This window comes from Blautia sp. DFI.1.216 (assembly GCF_020594215.1).
Lineage (GTDB): Bacteria > Bacillota > Clostridia > Lachnospirales > Lachnospiraceae > Blautia_A > Blautia_A wexlerae.
Genome location: NZ_JAJDML010000050.1, coordinates 1 through 17,724 on the forward strand (window position 1 = coordinate 1; position 17,724 = coordinate 17,724).

Sequence of the window (17,724 nt, forward strand, 5' to 3'; positions counted from 1 at the left end):
CAATCTGGAATGAATTTTGGCTACGTTACTGTGAACGGAGTGAACAGTAACGTCTGAGAAATATAAGGCCTGTCACTGTTGTGTAAACGGTTGACAGATGGAATTTCCAATGATAATATAAATTCATTCGACATAAAAAATATTCAGTTGTATTTTTTATATATAGATGTGTGAAAAAACAGTATAAAATACGACAACAGGAGGGAAAAAGATGGAGAACGAAACAGTTTCCAAAAATTTTATTGAGAATATCATTGATAAAGATTTAGCAGAGGGTGTTTATGACACCGTGCATACGCGTTTCCCACCGGAACCGAATGGATATCTTCATATCGGTCATGCGAAATCTATTCTTTTAAACTATGGTCTTGCACAGGAATATAACGGCAAGTTCAACATGCGTTTTGATGATACAAACCCGACCAAAGAAAAGAGTGAGTTTGTAGAATCCATCAAGGCAGATATCAAATGGCTTGGTGCAGACTGGGAAGACAGACTGTTTTTTGCATCTGACTATTTCGGACAGATGTATGAAGCTGCTGTAAAGCTGATCCAGAAAGGCAAAGCCTATGTATGTGACCTGACAGCAGATCAGATCCGTGAATATCGTGGAACTCTTACAGAGCCGGGTAAAGAAAGTCCATACAGAAACAGAAGCGTAGAAGAGAACCTGCAGCTTTTTGAAGAGATGAAAGAAGGCAAATATGCAGACGGAGAGAAAGTGCTTCGTGCCAAGATCGATATGGCATCTCCGAACATGAATATGCGCGACCCGGTTATCTATCGTGTTGCTCATATGACTCACCACAGAACAGGTGATACATGGTGCATCTATCCAATGTATGATTTCGCCCATCCCATCGAGGATGCGATTGAGGGAATCACACATTCCATCTGTACTCTGGAGTTTGAGGATCACAGACCACTGTATGACTGGGTTGTAAAAGAATTGGAATACCCACAGCCGCCGAAGCAGATTGAGTTTGCAAAACTGTATCTGACAAATGTAGTTACAGGTAAACGTTATATCAAGAAATTGGTAGAGGAAGGCATTGTAGACGGATGGGATGATCCACGTCTGGTGTCCATCGCAGCTCTGCGCCGCCGTGGATTTACACCGGAATCCATCAAGATGTTCGTAGAACTCTGTGGTGTATCCAAAGCAAACAGCTCTGTTGACTATGCAATGCTTGAATACTGCATCCGTGAGGATCTGAAACTGAAACGTCCCCGTCTGATGGCTGTTCTTGATCCGATCAAGCTTGTGATCGATAATTATCCGGAAGGCGAAGTGGAATATCTGGAAGCTCCGAATAATATGGAGAACGAAGAACTGGGAACCCGTAAAATACCGTTTGGCAGAGAACTCTATATTGAGAGAGAAGACTTCATGGTAGATCCGCCTAAGAAATATAAGAGAATGTTCCCGGGCACAGAGGTTCGTCTTATGAACGCATATTTTGTAATCTGTACAGGATATGAAGCTGATGAAGATGGAACTGTACGTGTTGTACACTGTACTTATGATCCAGCAACAAAGGGTGGCAATGCGCCGGATGGCAGAAAAGTAAAAGGAACCATTCACTGGGTAGAAGCAAGTCAGGCAGGAAAAGCAGAAGTACGTCTCTATGAGAATATCGTAGACGAGGAGAAGGGTGTATACAACAAAGAAGATGGTTCTCTGAATGTAAATCCGAACTCTCTGACAAAAGTTACTGCATATGTAGAACCAGCACTTATGGAAGCAAAAGGCTATGACAGCTTCCAGTTCGTAAGAACAGGATTTTTCTGTGCAGATATCCATGATTCTAAAGAGGGTGCACCGGTATTCAACCGTATCGTGTCTCTGAAGAGCTCATTTAAACTTCCGAGAGCATAATGAGACTGAAATAGTAATATAATAATATAATCAGAATAAAAAGGGAATGTTGCTTCTACGATTGTATAATCGTGAAGTAACATTCCTTTTTGGTTACATTACTGTGAACGGTAACGTTTATTCTTCAGATTCAGATGCAGCGTCCATAGTCTCTTCAAAATTCTCGGGTTCATCGGCATCTTCTTCCTCTTCTGCATCTTTAATCTCAACTTCAGCAGCTTTATCGGAAGACTTCTCAGAATCGTCTGTATCAGCAGCTTCTTCAGCTTCTTCGCTTTCGGTGTCATCTGTTGCAGACTGTTCGCCTGTATGTTCCCAGGACTGGAAATCTTCGGCAGGTTCCTGATCTTCCTTAGCAGTTTCCTTTTCATCAGTCAGATCGAAATCATCAAAGTCATCTTCAAAATCAAAATCCTCTTTACAGGATCCTTTTTTGGCAATAAGGGCAGCTACAGCACCGGCAGCAGCTGCTGTAAGGGCACCTATTGCAACATATCCCCAGTATTTATTAATTTTAGCCATGATAATCATAAACTCCTTTCTGATATTTTCCTATTTTTGACAGCGAGTCAGGATAAAAATATCTTTTACTCCTGACACCATTTTATTCAGCTATAGGTTATTGTTATTTTAATACTTTTCAGATAAAAAGAAAAGCGAAATTTTATGGAAAGAGTTAATGAAAGCAGTTGCATACCAAAAAGATACAAGGTATACTATGACAGGAAAGAAGAGGTTATTATGAGAAAAATTATTTTGGCATCTGCTTCACCCAGACGAAAAGAACTGTTGGAACGGGCTGGCGTGGATTTTGAAGTGCTGCCTGCATCAGGTGATGAGAATCGCATCTCAGACAATCCGGGAGAGGCAGTAAAACAGCTGGCTTCGGATAAAGCAGCTTCTGTTATCCGCACTATGAAAGATAGTGCCGACGGAACAATTGTGATCGGATCTGACACAGTGGTAGTGTTTGAGAATGTGATCCTTGGCAAACCTCATGATACAGAGGATGCAGTGAATACATTAAAGAAACTTCAGGCAAATACTCATCAGGTATATACCGGCGTTTCTGTATGGGAAAAGAAAGAAAAAGTCTGGACAGAACGTACTTTTTATGAAAGTACAGATGTGACGTTTTATCCGGTTTCAGATGAGGAGATCAGAGAGTATGTTGCTACAGGAGAGCCTATGGATAAGGCTGGAAGCTATGGCATCCAGGGACTTTTCGGAATTTATGTAAAGGGGATCAACGGAGATTACAATAATGTGGTAGGACTCCCGGTTGCCAGATTATTTTATGAAATGAAGAAATCAGGAATTAACTTAAGAGGATGACAAAAGATGATTAAAGCATGTATATTTGATTTGGATGGAACACTGGCTGATACGCTGGATTCCATGGCTTATGTGACTAATATTATTATGGAAAAATTCGGGTTGAAAACACTTCCGGTGGATAATTTCAGATATTACAGCGGAGAAGGGGCAAATATGCTGATCCGCCGCGCACTTAAGGATGCGGGGGATCCGGAACTTGCGCATTATGATGAGGGACAGAAGCTTTACCGGGAAATGTTTGAAGCAGATCCGATGTATAAAGTAGTTCCCTATAAGGGAATGCCGGAAACCTTAAAGAAATTGAAGGAACATGGAATGAAGCTGGCAGTTTGTTCAAATAAACCTCATCCTGCAGCTGTGAAAGTAATTGCGCAGCTTTTTGACGGGGAATTTGATATGGTAGTTGGTCAGAGCGAAGCAATCCGCAGGAAACCGGCACCTGATGGTCCGCTTATGGTTGCGGAGAAATTTGGTGTAAAACCGGAAGAATGTATGTATGTGGGAGATACAAGTACAGATATGAAGACCGGTAAAGCAGCAGGAATGTATACAGTAGGTGCGCTATGGGGCTTTCGTGACCGAAAAGAACTGAATGAGAATGGAGCAGATCTTGTCGCTGAGAAACCGACAGATCTGGTAAAAATTTGCGAGGAACATGGAAATGATTAAGCTGGTTGCAAGTGATCTGGATGGGACGCTACTTTTACATAAGGCACAGTCTCTGCCTGAAGAAATTTTTTCGCTGATCAGGCAGTTAGAGGAACTGGGGATTATGTTTGTGGCAGCCAGTGGAAGACAATATCCGAATATGACAAAGCTGTTTGCGCCTGTTGCTTCAGAGATTTCCTATATTTCGGAGAATGGTGCACTGGCAGTGGATCATGGAGAGGTACTGTATCAGGATTCTTTTGACAGAAAGCTGGCAGGGGAGATTATTTCTGCAATCCTGGAAAAGAAGGATGCCGAGTTTACCTGTTCTGCAAAGGATTACCACTACCTGATGCCGAAGACAAAGAGATTTCATGACCATATGTTATATGAAGTAAAAAATGAATGCAGATTTGTAAACAGTATGGAAGAGATGACGGCTCCTATCATGAAGCTGGCTGTGTTTGAACCGGCCGGCCTTACAGAAGAATCTGTGAAATACTGGATGGACAGATTTGGAAAAGAATGTGTTGTTGTCACTTCGGGAAATGAGTGGATCGATTTTATTCCTTTTGGAACAAACAAGGCAAAAGGAATCAGAGAATATCAGAAAAGATATCATATTTCGCCGGAAGAATGTATTGCGTTCGGAGACGAATATAATGATATAGAGATGCTTAAAGCGGTAAAATATGGCTTTGCCATGGAGCATTCCAAGGAGGGGGTACGGTCAGCTGCGTCCTATATGACAAAACAGGTTGAACCGGTCCTTGAGAAGCTGATCCGGGCAAAGGGAAAGATTGAGGAGGTTATTTAAATTGTTTACAGAAGAATGTATTAATACGTTTCTTGAAAATCAGGAGCAGCTTTTTCCACAGGCGGTAGCAGAATCATATGAAGCAGCGGAAGCATTCCTTGAGGATTGCATGGCGCAGGTTGTGGATTCTATTGAAGAAGTGAGAGAATATCTGGAAGAGTCAGGCGCTGATGTGGAAGGAATGTCAGATGAAGAACTGGAAGATGCAAGTGAAGTATTTGCTCTGCCGGATGGAAAATATCTGATAGTAGAAGGATAAAAACTGTTCGGTCAAATTATGGATATCACGTGATATATCGGAGAAATAACTGTAAAACACAGTTCGGTCCCTGAATATTGGAGAAAATTGAACTCTGATACTCAGGGGCTGAAGTTGTTTTAAGGGAGAAAATACAGATTACATTTCCGGAAAATGCGATGCTATAATGCTTTTATAAAGAGAAAAACGGTGCTGTGGTCTGTGATGGGAATGAAAAGGGCAGACAGACACAGAAGCATCACAGAACTGTAATTATTCAGTACCTTCAGAGTGGCTGCTGAATAATTACAAATTTTATTATAAATGAAAAGGAGGACTACAGATGGAGAGAAAGAGATTTCTTGCAGTTGTAATGACTGTGATGATGGTTATTTCAATGATTCCATCCATGGTTTTTGCGGCAGCTCCGTCAGGAGAATTGGGCGGTAAGCTTAAGATTAAGGGACTGGCAGCTGTAGGCGTAGTAGTGAGTGCAGATTATGCAAAGGTTACACCGGAAGGGGTTACAGATGAAGATTTCACTTTTTCCTGGTCAAGACAGACAGGGGAGAAGGAGTTAACACAGGTAGGTACTGAGAAGACCTATACGATCACTCAGGATGATCTGGGATGCAGACTGGTGCTTGATCTGACCCCTGTAGATGGAAGCGGACTGACAGGTATTCTTACTGCAAAGACGTTAGAGGTAGCTGCAACTGAAGAAGAGGCGAAAGCAGTGGAACAGGAAGCAGAGGATACACAGCAGACAGAAACGGCAGATGGAACAGAGAATGCACAGCTGGAAGAAACGGCAGATGGAACAGAGGAGGCACAGCTGGAAGAAACAGCAGATAATGCAGAAGGCAGTCAGGATTCTGAAAATCAGGATGTAGATAGAACAGAAGATGTACAGCAGAATGCAGGGAATGAACAGGAAGATGACTCTCAGAACACAAAAGGTCAGCCGGAGGAAACAACAGAAGGTACTGATGATTCCCAGATGAAAATTTATACAGAAGATCAGCTGCAGGTGGATGAGAACGGAAATGTGCAGACAGATGGATCAGAGAAAGATCAAAAGACTTACGAAGCGACTGCCACTGTAGAGGACAGCGAAGATCAGATTTGTGATTTTGGAACAGTAAAGAGTGATCTTGAGGATGTGGAAGCACAGTATGTGCAGATTACGAACACCGGAAATGAGAACTTGAATTTTCAGGAGATCAGTCCGGAACATTTTATGGTTCAGGATATTACAGAACCGCTGAGTGCAGGTGAATCTGTAAGCGTATGGATACAGCCGAGGGAAGGGCTGGAACCGGGTGAATATGATGATATGATCACATACCGGACGGAAGAAGGTATTGAGGTTTCTTTTGAAGCGAAGATTGCAGTTGAAGGTGAGGATGATTCATCAGATGACGAAGATCTGAAGCCTTCGGATGAGCCTTCTGCAGAACCGACAGAGACGCCGGATGACAGCGAGGCTCCATCGGCAGGTGACAATGCAGATGCATCTCTTGAGGCACAGTCTCTTGATGTAAATACAGGAAGTCTTAATTTCAGCGATATCGAAGAAAATTATACACAGGCCAATGAGACACTGTCCGTAACCGTAACAAATACAGGGGATGGAACTGTCACTTTAAAGATACCGAAATCAGATTATTTTGAGGTGATGAACGAAGATGGAAGTGAAGCTGTATCAGGAATACAGATTGCAAAAGGTGATTCTCTTATGTTCATGGTACAGCCAAAAACCGGTCTGACGAAGGGTGATTACAGTGATACCCTGATATTTGAAAGTGAAGAGGATCCGGAAGTAGCAGTGCAGGTAACTGCGGAAGTATCTGTAAAAGAGGCAGAACAGGAACAGATCACAGCAGTTCAGGCAGATCCGGAATCTTTCAGTTATGATGATCTGAAGGAAGGTTATGATACTCCTGAAGCGACGACCATTACACTTACCAATACAGGAAATACAACTGTTTCGCTGATGCAGCCATATGCAGAGTATTTTGATATTGGGGAACTTTCGGCATCAGTGCTGGAGCCGGGAGATTCTGCTGCATTTACAGCAGTACCGGTGACCGGTCTGAAAGTCGGCAATTATCTGGACAGTATTCAGATAGCCCAGACCAGTTCGGAAGGACAGGAAGATGTATTAACAACGATCAAAGCTTCTGCGACTGTTTCGGAATTGAAAAAGATTTATAAATTATCCGTAACACCGGAAGAACTGAATTTTGGAAAAGCAAAAGAAGGATATAGTGAGGCACCGGAAGCGCAGAAAGTTACAGTGACGAATGAGGGGAATACAAATGTAACTTTAAATGCACCGTCAGGTAAAAACTTTAAAATCGGGAAACTTTCAGCCACAGAGCTTGCACCGGGGGAGAGCTGTACATTTAAAATCCGCCCGAAGGAGGGGTTAAAGGCCGGCTCCTATACAGAGTCAGTTGTGATTGATAATGAACAGCAGATCAGTGCAGAAGTGAAAGTTCAGTTTACGGTTAAAGCTGCCCGCAAGGCGAAAATTGCAGATCCGGCAGATAATAAGATTACAGGAATCAGTTCAGATGGATACACAACACAGTCAAAGATTACATTTACAGCAGTCGGAGCGGGTATGGACAATGAAAGTCCGGGAAAGGGAGATGTCCGCTATGTACCGTATAACTGGAAAGTGATCAATACAAATAGCTGGAGCAGTGCACCTTATACTGCTGCATTTGGAATTACGAAGGCCGGAACCTACACATTGACAGTTACATTTGACCGTCAGAAGTATAATGGAAGTGAATGGAAGAATACAGGGGAGCAGGATACTAAACAGGTGAATTTCAGTATTACGCAGGCGCAGACTGTAACTGCAACTCCGACTCCACAGCCGAATGGAGCAACTGCGAAAACAGCGGTAAAGACAGGAGATACGACTAATATCACACCGTTTGTGATTATTCTGGCGATTGCAGCAGGATGTATTGTGGGAGTTGTGGTATACAAAAGACGAAAGAAATAAGAGTTATCTGAAGAAAAAATACAGGGGAATATGTAAAATATAAAATTATTAGCACTCATTTTTGGTGAGTGCTAATTTTTTCTTGACTTTTGGAATAAATGGTATTACTATATCTTTCAGAGAAGCAACTTACAGGAGTCAAAAGCTATTTCAAAGGATAAACAGGAGAGGATAGTCTTGGCTTCGGAGGCAGAGCAGATAAGAATGCAGTATATTGACAGATAAAGTTGCGGCAAATGATTAAAAACAAAAAGGAGTGTGGACAGCATGGCTGTAAAACATGGAAATTTATCAATCAACAGTGAAAATATTTTCCCAATCATCAAGAAATGGTTATATTCCGATCATGATATTTTTGTAAGAGAGCTGGTCTCCAACGGATGCGATGCGATTACTAAACTGAAAAAACTGGAAGTAATGGGAGAATATACTTTTCCGGAAGGATACAAACCGGAGATTCAGGTAATTGTTAATCCTGATGAGAAAACTCTGAAATTCATCGATAATGGTATTGGCATGACTGCTGATGAAGTAGAGAAATACATTACTCAGATTGCTTTTTCGGGTGCAACTCAGTTTCTTGAGAAATATAAAGACAAAACTACAGATGATCAGATGATCGGTCATTTTGGACTTGGATTTTATTCTGCATTTATGGTAGCGGATGAAGTGCATATTGATACACTTTCCTATACAGAAGGTGCACAGCCTGTACACTGGTCCTGTGATGGCGGAACAGAATATGATATCCAGGAAGGTAACAAGAATACGATTGGTACAGAAATCACCCTGTTCCTGAATGAAGACTGCCTGGAATTTGCAAATGAGTACCGTATGCGTGAGATCCTTGAGAAATACTGTTCTTTCATGCCGGTTCATATTTACCTTTCCAAAGCAAATGCACCTCAGGAATATGAGACAATTGATGAATCTGAGTTAAGAGACGATGATGTAGTTGTTGAACATATTCATGAGGAAGCAAAGACAGAAGAAAAAGAAAATGATAAAGGTGAAAAGGAAGTTGTTGAAGTTTCTCCTGCAAAGGATAAAGTAAAGATCAATAAACGTCCGGTTTCCATCAGTGATATCAATCCTCTCTGGATGAAGCATCCGAATGAATGTACAGATGATGAATACAAGGAATTCTACCGCAAGGTATTTATGGATTATAAGGAACCGTTATTCTGGATACATCTGAATATGGATTATCCGTTTAATTTAAAAGGTATCCTGTACTTCCCGAAGATCAATACAGAGTATGATTCCATTGAAGGAACGATCAAACTTTATAACAATCAGGTATTTATCGCAGATAATATCAAGGAAGTAATTCCTGAATTCCTGCTTCTTCTGAAAGGTGTGATCGATTGTCCGGATCTTCCATTGAACGTGTCACGAAGCGCATTGCAGAATGACGGATTTGTACAGAAGATTTCTGAATACATTTCCAAAAAAGTGGCAGATAAGCTTACCGGAATGTGCAAGACTGACAGAGAATCTTATGAGAAATACTGGGATGATATCAGCCCGTTTATTAAATATGGCTGTATTAAAGATGCTAAGTTTGCAGAGAAAATGGGAGATTATGTACTCTTTAAGAACCTTGATGGCAAATATCTCACATTAAAGGACTGCATTGAAGAGAATAAAAAAGAAACAGAAGAAACTGAGGCTCAGACAGAAGAAAAGAAAGAAGATGCAGCAGAGTCTGAAAACAAAGACAATGCGGAAGCGAAAGAACCTGAGAAGACAGTAATTTTCTATGTAACTGATGAAGTTCAGCAGAGTCAGTATATCAATATGTTTAAGGAAGCAGGAAAAGATGCCGTTATCCTGAAGCATAATATTGACAGTGCATTTATTTCCAGTCTTGAGCAGAAACATCAGGAAGTACAGTTTAAGCGTATTGATGCTGATCTGACCGAAGAAATGAAGGGTGAGGGTACTGCCGATGAAGCAACTGTCAAAGCACTGACAGAACTTTTCCGCAAGAGCCTTAATAAAGATAAACTGGAAGTACATGTTGAGAATCTGAAAAATGAAAATGTATCAGCAATGATGACTCTTTCCGAAGAGAGCCGCCGTATGCAGGATATGATGAAGATGTATAATATGTATGGAATGGATCCGAATATGTTTGGCGGACAGGAAACACTGGTTCTGAATGCGAATCATCCATTGGTTAAATATCTGGCAGAGAATCAGGAATCTGACAAGGCTCCGCTTATCTGTGAACAGTTGTATGACCTTGCGATGATGAGCCATAAACAGCTTTCACCGGACGAAATGACCAGATTTGTTCAGAGAAGCAATGAAATTTTGCTGATGGTTGCAAAATAAGATAGAAAGCAGGCAATTTGCCGGCAGATCAATGAGAGGACAGATACGCCTGTCAGAATAGCAGAATATCAAATAAGGAGCGGAGAATAACTTCTGCTCCTTATTTTTGTGGAAAACAATTACATTGGTATTGACAAATGTCTTATGAATTCCTATTATTAAGTTGCCGATATTTTAATGAATATGCCGAATCCGCAGAAAATATAACGGGTTACAGAGAATAGTGACTGCAATGGTGCTTCCGGGCAGCCAATATCGTGACTTTCATTTACTTATAGAGAAATGTGTGTAAATAAATGAGATATCCAAATCTGTAAAAACACAGATTATGGAAGTTACAGGAGGAACGATGTATGAGTGCAGTTTATGGAGTTATTAGAAAATTGGGTGCAACATCAAAGTATAAAGGATATTATTATGTTGTGGATGCAGTAGAAATGGCACAGAAAATTTATGAGCGACCGGTAAAAGTCACCAAAGATATTTATCCGGTCATTGCAAGAAAATATAAATCAACGCCGTCTAATGTAGAACACAACATAAGAACACTGGTAAACTTATGTTGGATGAATCATAAGGATACACTGGAAGAAATGGCAGGGTGTACAATGGCAGATAAACCGACGAACAGTGAGTTTATAGATATTCTGGTCTATTATCTGCGTTATTCGGATAAAGACTGATAACAGAATCTACTCATAATTTCTCACAGGGAATGTGATGACTGGAGAGAAAAACAGTCATGGAATCATCCCAGAGATGTTCCAGACGTTTATCCGGACTGAATGAAGTATAAGAAACACCTGTTGTACATAAAAGGGACTGGTTCTTGTACCGGATATTCAGATAAAAGCTTTGCACAGGAATATCTGCAATATGCTGTTCATTTTTTAACAACGACTGTGTCTGATCATGAGAAAGTTCAAATACAATCCTGAAATTCAAAGGTGTGCGTCTGCCGCGTATGATAGAAAAACAATAAGGTTTTACATCATGCCAGAGGGAATATTCTGTGGAATTCTCCTCAAAAGCAGCCTTTGTGTCAGTATCAAAGAAATCGTAATGAAGTTTTCCGTTTATGGTAAAAGTGTTGAAGGTTGTCACAGATGCCTCGACAAGAGAAAAACGGTCAAATACCTCACCGATCAGGAGTTTATTCATAAAATCTTTTACATCAGTAATTTTTAAAGCAAGCATACAACACCTCTCTGATAACATGATTTATAGCTGTTCAGAATTAAAAAAAGACTTCTGGATTGCTGCATATTTCTGAACATATTTTGTGGATCAGGCAGCGCTTCCTGCACTTTGCGGGAAGCGTCTTTTTATTATAAAGCACTTTTGAAAAAAAGAACAGTGTTTTTATTAAAAAGTCTTTTCAAACGTAAAGCGGTGTGATAAGATATATCTGGTATTGAATACTACATATAATGGAAAAGAGGACGATATAATTGAGATATAAGATTATCATAGATAGTTGTGGAGAACTTTTGGACGAATGGAAGAAAGATGAATGTTTTGAATCCATTCCACTGACTCTGATGGTAGGAGCTGAACAGATCATAGATGATGAAACATTTGATCAGGCAGAGTTTATTGATAAAGTGGCAGCCTGCCCGGAATGTCCGAAATCAGCCTGCCCGTCACCTGAGAGATATATGAGAGCATATGACTGCGAGGCTGAGCATATTTATGCAGTGACTTTGTCTTCTGAGCTGAGTGGTTCCTATAACAGTGCGTTACTTGGCAGAGATCTTATTATGGAAGACCATCCGGATAAAAAAATACATGTGTTTAATTCACGTTCCGCATCCATCGGGGAAAGCCTGATCGGAATGAAGATACAGGAATGCGAAGAAGCAGGGATGAGTTTTGAAGAAGTTGTTTCAACTGTGGAACATTATATTGAAGGACAGCATACATTTTTTATACTTGAGAATCTTGATACTTTGAGAAAGAACGGCCGTCTGAGCAAAGTGAAAGCGTTAGTGGCCAGTGCATTGAAAATCAAACCGGTCATGGGTTCTACGGATGATGGAAATATCTGCCAGCTGGATCAGGCAAGAGGCATGAATCGTGCTCTGATCAAGCTTGTAGAGCAGGTGATCGAGAAAACCCCGGACAGTGCAGAGAAGGTTCTTGCCATCAGTCACTGCAATTGTCCGGCAAGAGCACAGGTGCTCAAAGAGGCTTTTGAAGAGAGAATGAAACTTGCAAAGATCGTAGTCCTTGATACAGCGGGTGTAAGTTCTATGTATGCAAATGACGGCGGAGTGATCGTTGCAGTATAAACTAATTGTTTCCTTTTGCAGTAAAGTGTGCTATAATCAAAAAATACGAAATATTGATGCAAAGGAGATCTATCATGAGCCAGAAGAAAGTCGATGCTTATAAGGCCAGAAAAGGACTGCATAACAAAACAGACAGAAAAGAAAAAGTACTTTTTGGACTGGAAATGTTTGCCTGGGCATTCATTTGTGTTGTGATTGTTGCATGGATTGGTTATTCTGCATATGTAAAAGTGACAGGAGCCAAAGAGAATGTGGTTCAGAATACAGTAATGGATACTACTGCACTTGACAATTACATTTCGAATCTGTCAGCAAATACATCTGATGATGCAGACGGTGCTGATACAGATACAGCAGAAGAAGGCACAACAGCTTCCACTGATACAGACAGTGCAGATGCTGATTCTACTGATGATGCAGCAGATGCTTCTGAAACAGAATCCTCAGATACAGATGCAGCGGATAAAGCTGAAGTAGAAGATAATACAGCCACAGCAGATGATAAAGAGACATCAGATGACGCATCTGCAGAAACAACAGATGATGCGGTAACAGCAGATGCAGACAGCACAGATGCCAAATAGAAGAGAAAATTTGTCAGATTAACTGATAACTGAAAGAAGACAATAAAAAATCCCCGGATGATCCGGGGATTTTTTTGAGGTTTAATCCGTATAGAAAAGTGCGGAATTCAATCCTCTCGCGTTAACAAAAATTATAAATTATAATTTTGTAACGTTTGCAGCCTGCATACCACGAGCACCTTCTGTTAAGTCGTATGTTACAGCCTGTCCTTCTTCAAGGGATTTGAATCCTTCACCATTGATAGCGGAGAAATGTACAAATACGTCTGCACCGTCTTCACCAGTGATAAATCCGTAACCTTTTTCTGCGTTGAACCATTTTACAGTTCCCTTGTTCATGTTGTTACCTCCATAAAAAATAAAAAAATTATATAGTTTCTGGCAAATAAAAAAATCACCAGATTTTACAGATTATATACTGTTATATAATCTCTAAAAACCAGTGACTATACATTAAATAATCCAGATATGAACTGATTATATCTCCCGCATTTTGAATTGTCAAGCAAAAAAGACTGCACATCAGTAAAAAAAGGCTTTATAAAAGAAGAAGTTTCGTGTATTATGTATATCAGAAAGTTATTGTCAAACGACAACGAAGGGAGAGAATTGCATGGGTATTCTGATTCAGGGAGGACGTATCGTAGATGCGGCTACTGATACTGATAAGAAAGGCGATATTTATCTGGAAGATGGCGTGATCACCGAGATCGGTGAGAAACTTAAAATAAAAGATAAAAGCGACAGAGTAATAGATGCGAAGGGATGTCTGGTAATGCCGGGACTGATCGATCTTCACGTTCATTTCAGAGATCCGGGACAGACACAGAAAGAGGATATAGAGACAGGTTCCCGGGCTGCTGCAAGAGGTGGTGTGACAACGGTTGTTGCAATGCCGAATACAACACCGGTAATTGACAGTCCGGATCGTGTAAATTATGTGCATAATAAGGCAAAACAGCTTGCCGGCATTCATGTGCTCCAGGCAGGTGCCATTACGCAGGGGGAGAAGGGACAGGAACTTTCTGATATCGAAGGAATGGTAAAAGCGGGAATCCCGGCATTATCTGAAGACGGCAAATCTGTTATGAATACCAGGCTTTGCAAAGAAGCTATGGAAGTGGCAGAGAAATTCAATGTTCCGATTTTTGCTCACTGTGAGGATATTGATCTGCGCGGTGATGGATGTATGAATGAGGATGAGAATGCGCGGAGACTTGGTCTGCCAGGTATCTGCAATGCAGTTGAGGATGTGATCGCAGCGAGAGATATTCTTCTTGCCAGAGAGACAGGGGCAAGACTGCATCTGTGCCATTGTTCCACAGAAGGTGTTGCGAAGATGATGGAGATTGTGAAGGAAGAGGGATTGGACAATATCACAGCAGAGGTTTGCCCGCATCATTTTATCCTCACTTCCGATGATATTAAATGTGATGATCCAAACTATAAGATGAACCCTCCTCTTCGTACGAAGAAAGATGTAGATGCACTGATCCGAGGACTGAAGGATGGTTCCTTTAAAGTGATCAGTACAGATCATGCACCTCATGCAGTGCCGGAGAAGACAGGCTCTATCCGGAATGCGGCTTTTGGCATTGTGGGAATTGAGACAAGCTTTGCATTGTCTTATACTGCACTTGTAGAAACTGGAATTCTTACAATCTCACAGCTTATTGAGAAAATGAGCTGGAACCCGGCACAGATTCTGGGAAGTGACAGAGGTACACTTCAGAAGGGACATCCGGCAGACATTGTCATTGCAGACATTGATCACGAATATAAAATAGATAAAAATGAATTTGCTTCCAAAGGACGCAACACACCATTTGACGGATGGAAAGTAAAGGGAAAAATTCTCTATACAATCTGTGATGGAAAAGTTGTATACCAGAATGCATAAAAATACCATATCAATATTCAGGAGGAAAGACTCATGATCAACAAACTTATTGAAAACATTAAAAAAACAAACGCTCCTATCGTAGTAGGACTGGATCCGATGCTCAACTATATCCCGCAGCATATTCAGAAGAAAGCTTTTTCTGAACTGGGGGAAACATTAGAGGGAGCAGCAGAAGCTATCTGGCAGTATAATAAAGGAATCGTTGATGCGATCAGCGATCTGATCCCTGCAGTGAAACCACAGATCGCAATGTATGAGCAGTTTGGTATTCCGGGCTTAATGGCATATAAGAACACCATTGATTATTGCAAAGAAAAAGGTCTGGTAGTTATTGGAGATATCAAACGAGGTGACATTGGTTCCACATCTGCTGCATATGCAGTCGGACATCTGGGTAAAGTTCAGGTGGGAAGTAACAGGATCGCAGGTTTTGACGAAGATTTTGCGACAATCAATCCATATATGGGATCTGACAGTGTCAACCCGTTTATCGATGTATGTAAAGAAGAGAACAAAGGGCTTTTTGTACTCGTAAAAACATCCAATCCGTCCAGCGGAGAGTTTCAGGACAGAATCATTGACGGACGTCCGCTTTATGAGTGGGTTGGAGAGAAGGTTGCCCAGTGGGGAGAATCACATATGGGAAATGAATACAGCTATGTAGGTGCTGTAGTAGGTGCAACCTATCCGGAAATGGGAAAAACTCTCCGTAAGATCATGCCGAAAACCTTCATCCTGGTACCAGGATATGGTGCACAGGGCGGAAAAGGTGCCGATCTTGTTCATTTCTTTAATGAAGACGGACTTGGTGCGATCGTCAACTCTTCCAGAGGAATCATTGCAGCTTACAAACAGGAAAAATATGCTTCCTTTGGTGAATTAAATTATGCAGATGCATCCCGCCAGGCGGTAAAAGATATGATCGAAGACATCAGTACTGCTTTAAACAATCGCTAGGAGGCATGAAATGAGCGAAAAGACAAGAGAAATCTGCACTGTTGTAAGTCAGGAGAGCATTGGTGCAGGCATTTACAGTATGTGGATCCAGACTGACAGAATCGCAGCAGATGCGAAACCAGGACAGTTTGTATCTCTTTATACAAATGATAAATCCAAAATTCTTCCCAGACCGATCAGTCTTTGTGAGATTGACAAAGAAAATGGCCGTCTTCATCTGGTTTACAGAGTGACCGGACAGGGAACCGGAACCGATGAATTTTCACAGATGAAAGCCGGAGATACCATTCCGGTACTGGGACCTCTGGGAAATGGTTTTCCTGTAGAGAAGGCTGAGGGGAAAAAAGTTTTCCTTATGGGTGGTGGAATCGGTGTTCCTCCGATCCTGGAACTTGCAAAGCAGATGAAATGTGAGAAAAAACAGATCATTGCAGGATACAGGGACTGTCATACGTTCCTCAGAGAGGAATTTGAGGCGGCGGGAACACTTTATATTGCCACAGAGGATGGCAGTGTGGGAACAAAAGGCAATGTTATGGATGCTATCAGAGAGAATGCTCTGGAAGCGGACGTGATCTATGCCTGCGGACCAACTCCGATGCTTCGTGCAATCAAGAAATATGCCGAAGAAAATGGGATTGAATGTTATATTTCCCTGGAGGAACGTATGGCATGCGGAATCGGTGCCTGCCTTGCCTGTGTGTGCAAATCCAGAGAAAAAGATGCACATAGCAATGTGAATAATAAGAGAATCTGCAAGGATGGCCCGGTATTTCTTTCTACGGAGGTGGAAATCTGATGGATATGAGTGTAAATATTGCCGGCGTAGAGTGGAAAAATCCGGTAACAGTGGCATCCGGAACCTTTGGTTCAGGAGCAGAATTTGCTGATTATGTAGATATTAATAAGCTGGGAGCAGTGACAACCAAGGGCGTAGCCAATGTCCCGTGGGCCGGAAATCCGACTCCGCGTGTGGCTGAAGTTTACGGAGGCATGATGAATGCGATTGGTCTGCAGAATCCTGGTATCGATCTTTTCTGTGAGAGGGATATTCCTTTTTTGAAACAGTATGATACAAAGATCATTGTAAATGTATGCGGTCATGCGCCGGAAGAATATCTGGCAGTGGTGGAACGTTTGGCAGATCAGCCAATTGATATGATGGAGATTAATATTTCCTGCCCGAATGTAAACGCAGGATTCCTTGCATTTGGTCAGGATGCACATCATGTAGAGGAACTTACCGCTCAGATCAAAAAGATTGCAAAACAGCCTGTGATCATGAAGTTAACACCGAATGTCACAGATATCACAGAGATTGCAAAAGGTGCGGAAGCAGGCGGTGCAGATGCGGTATCCCTGATCAATACACTGACAGGAATGAAGATTGATATCAACAGGAAGACTTTTGCGCTTGCAAATAAAACCGGTGGTGTTTCCGGACCGATCGTGAAACCGATTGCTGTCCGTATGGTTTATCAGGTTGCACAGGCAGTCAATATCCCGATCATCGGAATGGGCGGAATTTCCTGCGCAGAGGATGCAATTGAGTTTATTCTTGCAGGAGCCAGCGCGGTATCTGTGGGTACGGCAAATTTCCACAATCCGGCAGTGACACTGGAAGTGATCGATGGAATTGAAGCGTACATGAAGAAGAATGGATTCAATTCCGTAAAAGAGATGGTTGGTATTGTAAAATAAAACAGA

The 17,724-nt window shown here is 41.5% G+C and carries 17 protein-coding genes; 14 read left to right on the forward strand and 3 right to left on the reverse strand.

The features are described from left to right. Positions 1–211 precede the first annotated feature (211 nt). Positions 212–1,879, forward strand: a complete 1,668-nt coding sequence (locus LJE11_RS15395; RefSeq protein ID WP_227296189.1) for a glutamine--tRNA ligase/YqeY domain fusion protein — start codon at positions 212–214, stop codon at positions 1,877–1,879. Between the two features lie 117 nt (positions 1,880–1,996). Here LJE11_RS15395 and LJE11_RS15400 read toward each other — a convergent pair whose 3' ends face one another. Continuing rightward, positions 1,997–2,401 carry a hypothetical protein gene (locus tag LJE11_RS15400; protein ID WP_044956000.1) on the reverse strand — a complete coding sequence of 135 codons (405 nt, stop codon included), beginning with the start codon at positions 2,399–2,401 and terminating at the stop codon, positions 1,997–1,999. 219 nt (positions 2,402–2,620) lie between these two features. Between LJE11_RS15400 and LJE11_RS15405 the strand changes: the two genes are divergently transcribed. From LJE11_RS15405 to LJE11_RS15435, 7 genes are all read left to right on the forward strand, one after another. Next, entirely contained in the window at positions 2,621–3,214 is a 594-nt protein-coding gene (locus tag LJE11_RS15405) for a Maf family protein (RefSeq protein WP_161280768.1), read from the forward strand. A 6-nt stretch (positions 3,215–3,220) separates the two neighbouring features. After that, entirely contained in the window at positions 3,221–3,886 is a 666-nt protein-coding gene (locus LJE11_RS15410; RefSeq protein ID WP_008705515.1) for an HAD family hydrolase, read from the forward strand. Then, positions 3,879–4,682, forward strand: coding sequence for an HAD family hydrolase (locus LJE11_RS15415; protein WP_173720688.1), 804 nt, complete (start codon positions 3,879–3,881; stop codon positions 4,680–4,682). The genes LJE11_RS15410 and LJE11_RS15415 overlap by 8 nt, the downstream gene beginning before the upstream one ends. A 1-nt stretch (position 4,683) precedes the next feature. After that, positions 4,684–4,941 carry a glyoxalase gene (locus LJE11_RS15420; RefSeq protein WP_008705512.1) on the forward strand — a complete coding sequence of 86 codons (258 nt, stop codon included), beginning with the start codon at positions 4,684–4,686 and terminating at the stop codon, positions 4,939–4,941. 322 nt (positions 4,942–5,263) lie between these two features. Beyond that, positions 5,264–7,942 carry a COG1470 family protein gene (locus tag LJE11_RS15425; protein ID WP_227296191.1) on the forward strand — a complete coding sequence of 893 codons (2,679 nt, stop codon included), beginning with the start codon at positions 5,264–5,266 and terminating at the stop codon, positions 7,940–7,942. Between the two features lie 267 nt (positions 7,943–8,209). After that, positions 8,210–10,282, forward strand: coding sequence for a molecular chaperone HtpG (gene htpG / locus LJE11_RS15430; protein WP_227296193.1), 2,073 nt, complete (start codon positions 8,210–8,212; stop codon positions 10,280–10,282). Between the two features lie 353 nt (positions 10,283–10,635). Beyond that, entirely contained in the window at positions 10,636–10,965 is a 330-nt protein-coding gene (locus LJE11_RS15435) for a sporulation initiation factor Spo0A C-terminal domain-containing protein (RefSeq protein WP_008705507.1), read from the forward strand. 13 nt (positions 10,966–10,978) lie between these two features. On the opposite strand, the gene LJE11_RS15440 is transcribed toward LJE11_RS15435, so the two are convergent. After that, entirely contained in the window at positions 10,979–11,479 is a 501-nt protein-coding gene (locus LJE11_RS15440; protein WP_020993367.1) for a DUF5721 family protein, read from the reverse strand. A gap of 254 nt (positions 11,480–11,733) precedes the next feature. On the opposite strand from LJE11_RS15440, the gene LJE11_RS15445 reads away from it, so the two are divergent. Both LJE11_RS15445 and LJE11_RS15450 read left to right on the forward strand, forming a co-directional pair. Continuing rightward, positions 11,734–12,573: a DegV family protein gene (locus tag LJE11_RS15445; protein ID WP_025579480.1), complete on the forward strand. Its 840-nt coding sequence runs from the start codon at positions 11,734–11,736 to the stop codon at positions 12,571–12,573. Positions 12,574–12,647: 74 nt separating this feature from the next. Then, positions 12,648–13,157, forward strand: coding sequence for a hypothetical protein (locus LJE11_RS15450; RefSeq protein ID WP_227296195.1), 510 nt, complete (start codon positions 12,648–12,650; stop codon positions 13,155–13,157). A 138-nt stretch (positions 13,158–13,295) separates the two neighbouring features. Here the strand turns inward: LJE11_RS15450 and LJE11_RS15455 are convergent, their stop codons facing one another. Next, the gene (locus LJE11_RS15455; RefSeq protein WP_008705499.1) at positions 13,296–13,496 is read right to left on the reverse strand and encodes a cold-shock protein; all 201 of its coding nucleotides are present in this window, start codon (positions 13,494–13,496) and stop codon (positions 13,296–13,298) included. 274 nt (positions 13,497–13,770) lie between these two features. Between LJE11_RS15455 and LJE11_RS15460 the strand changes: the two genes are divergently transcribed. Genes LJE11_RS15460 through LJE11_RS15475 form a run of 4 tightly spaced genes read left to right on the forward strand, consistent with a single transcriptional unit; the run spans position 13,771 to position 17,718 of the window. Further along, the gene (locus LJE11_RS15460) at positions 13,771–15,057 is read left to right on the forward strand and encodes a dihydroorotase (protein ID WP_055059898.1); all 1,287 of its coding nucleotides are present in this window, start codon (positions 13,771–13,773) and stop codon (positions 15,055–15,057) included. Positions 15,058–15,090: 33 nt separating this feature from the next. Further along, on the forward strand, positions 15,091–16,017 hold the full coding sequence (gene pyrF, locus LJE11_RS15465; protein ID WP_008705494.1) for an orotidine-5'-phosphate decarboxylase: 927 nt from the start codon (positions 15,091–15,093) through the stop codon (positions 16,015–16,017). A gap of 10 nt (positions 16,018–16,027) precedes the next feature. Then, complete coding sequence (locus LJE11_RS15470) at positions 16,028–16,816, forward strand: dihydroorotate dehydrogenase electron transfer subunit (protein ID WP_008705492.1); 789 nt, start codon at positions 16,028–16,030, stop codon at positions 16,814–16,816. Next, on the forward strand, positions 16,816–17,718 hold the full coding sequence (locus LJE11_RS15475) for a dihydroorotate dehydrogenase (protein WP_008705490.1): 903 nt from the start codon (positions 16,816–16,818) through the stop codon (positions 17,716–17,718). The genes LJE11_RS15470 and LJE11_RS15475 overlap by 1 nt, the downstream gene beginning before the upstream one ends. The last annotated feature ends 6 nt before the right edge of the window (positions 17,719–17,724 follow it).

Bases quoted from the DNA above. Each gene is read 5' to 3' on its own strand.
- LJE11_RS15450 (WP_227296195.1), top strand. From the start codon at position 12,648: ATGAGCCAGAAGAAAGTCGATGCTTATAAGGCCAGAAAAGGACTGCAT.
- LJE11_RS15435 (WP_008705507.1), top strand. From the start codon at position 10,636: ATGAGTGCAGTTTATGGAGTTATTAGAAAATTGGGTGCAACATCAAAG.
- LJE11_RS15400 (WP_044956000.1), bottom strand. From the start codon at position 2,401: ATGGCTAAAATTAATAAATACTGGGGATATGTTGCAATAGGTGCCCTT.
- LJE11_RS15395 (WP_227296189.1), top strand. From the start codon at position 212: ATGGAGAACGAAACAGTTTCCAAAAATTTTATTGAGAATATCATTGAT.
- LJE11_RS15410 (WP_008705515.1), top strand. From the start codon at position 3,221: ATGATTAAAGCATGTATATTTGATTTGGATGGAACACTGGCTGATACG.
- LJE11_RS15415 (WP_173720688.1), top strand. From the start codon at position 3,879: ATGATTAAGCTGGTTGCAAGTGATCTGGATGGGACGCTACTTTTACAT.
- LJE11_RS15455 (WP_008705499.1), bottom strand. From the start codon at position 13,496: ATGAACAAGGGAACTGTAAAATGGTTCAACGCAGAAAAAGGTTACGGA.
- LJE11_RS15405 (WP_161280768.1), top strand. From the start codon at position 2,621: ATGAGAAAAATTATTTTGGCATCTGCTTCACCCAGACGAAAAGAACTG.
- LJE11_RS15470 (WP_008705492.1), top strand. From the start codon at position 16,028: ATGAGCGAAAAGACAAGAGAAATCTGCACTGTTGTAAGTCAGGAGAGC.
- htpG (WP_227296193.1), top strand. From the start codon at position 8,210: ATGGCTGTAAAACATGGAAATTTATCAATCAACAGTGAAAATATTTTC.
- LJE11_RS15425 (WP_227296191.1), top strand. From the start codon at position 5,264: ATGGAGAGAAAGAGATTTCTTGCAGTTGTAATGACTGTGATGATGGTT.
- pyrF (WP_008705494.1), top strand. From the start codon at position 15,091: ATGATCAACAAACTTATTGAAAACATTAAAAAAACAAACGCTCCTATC.
- LJE11_RS15475 (WP_008705490.1), top strand. From the start codon at position 16,816: ATGGATATGAGTGTAAATATTGCCGGCGTAGAGTGGAAAAATCCGGTA.
- LJE11_RS15460 (WP_055059898.1), top strand. From the start codon at position 13,771: ATGGGTATTCTGATTCAGGGAGGACGTATCGTAGATGCGGCTACTGAT.
- LJE11_RS15440 (WP_020993367.1), bottom strand. From the start codon at position 11,479: ATGCTTGCTTTAAAAATTACTGATGTAAAAGATTTTATGAATAAACTC.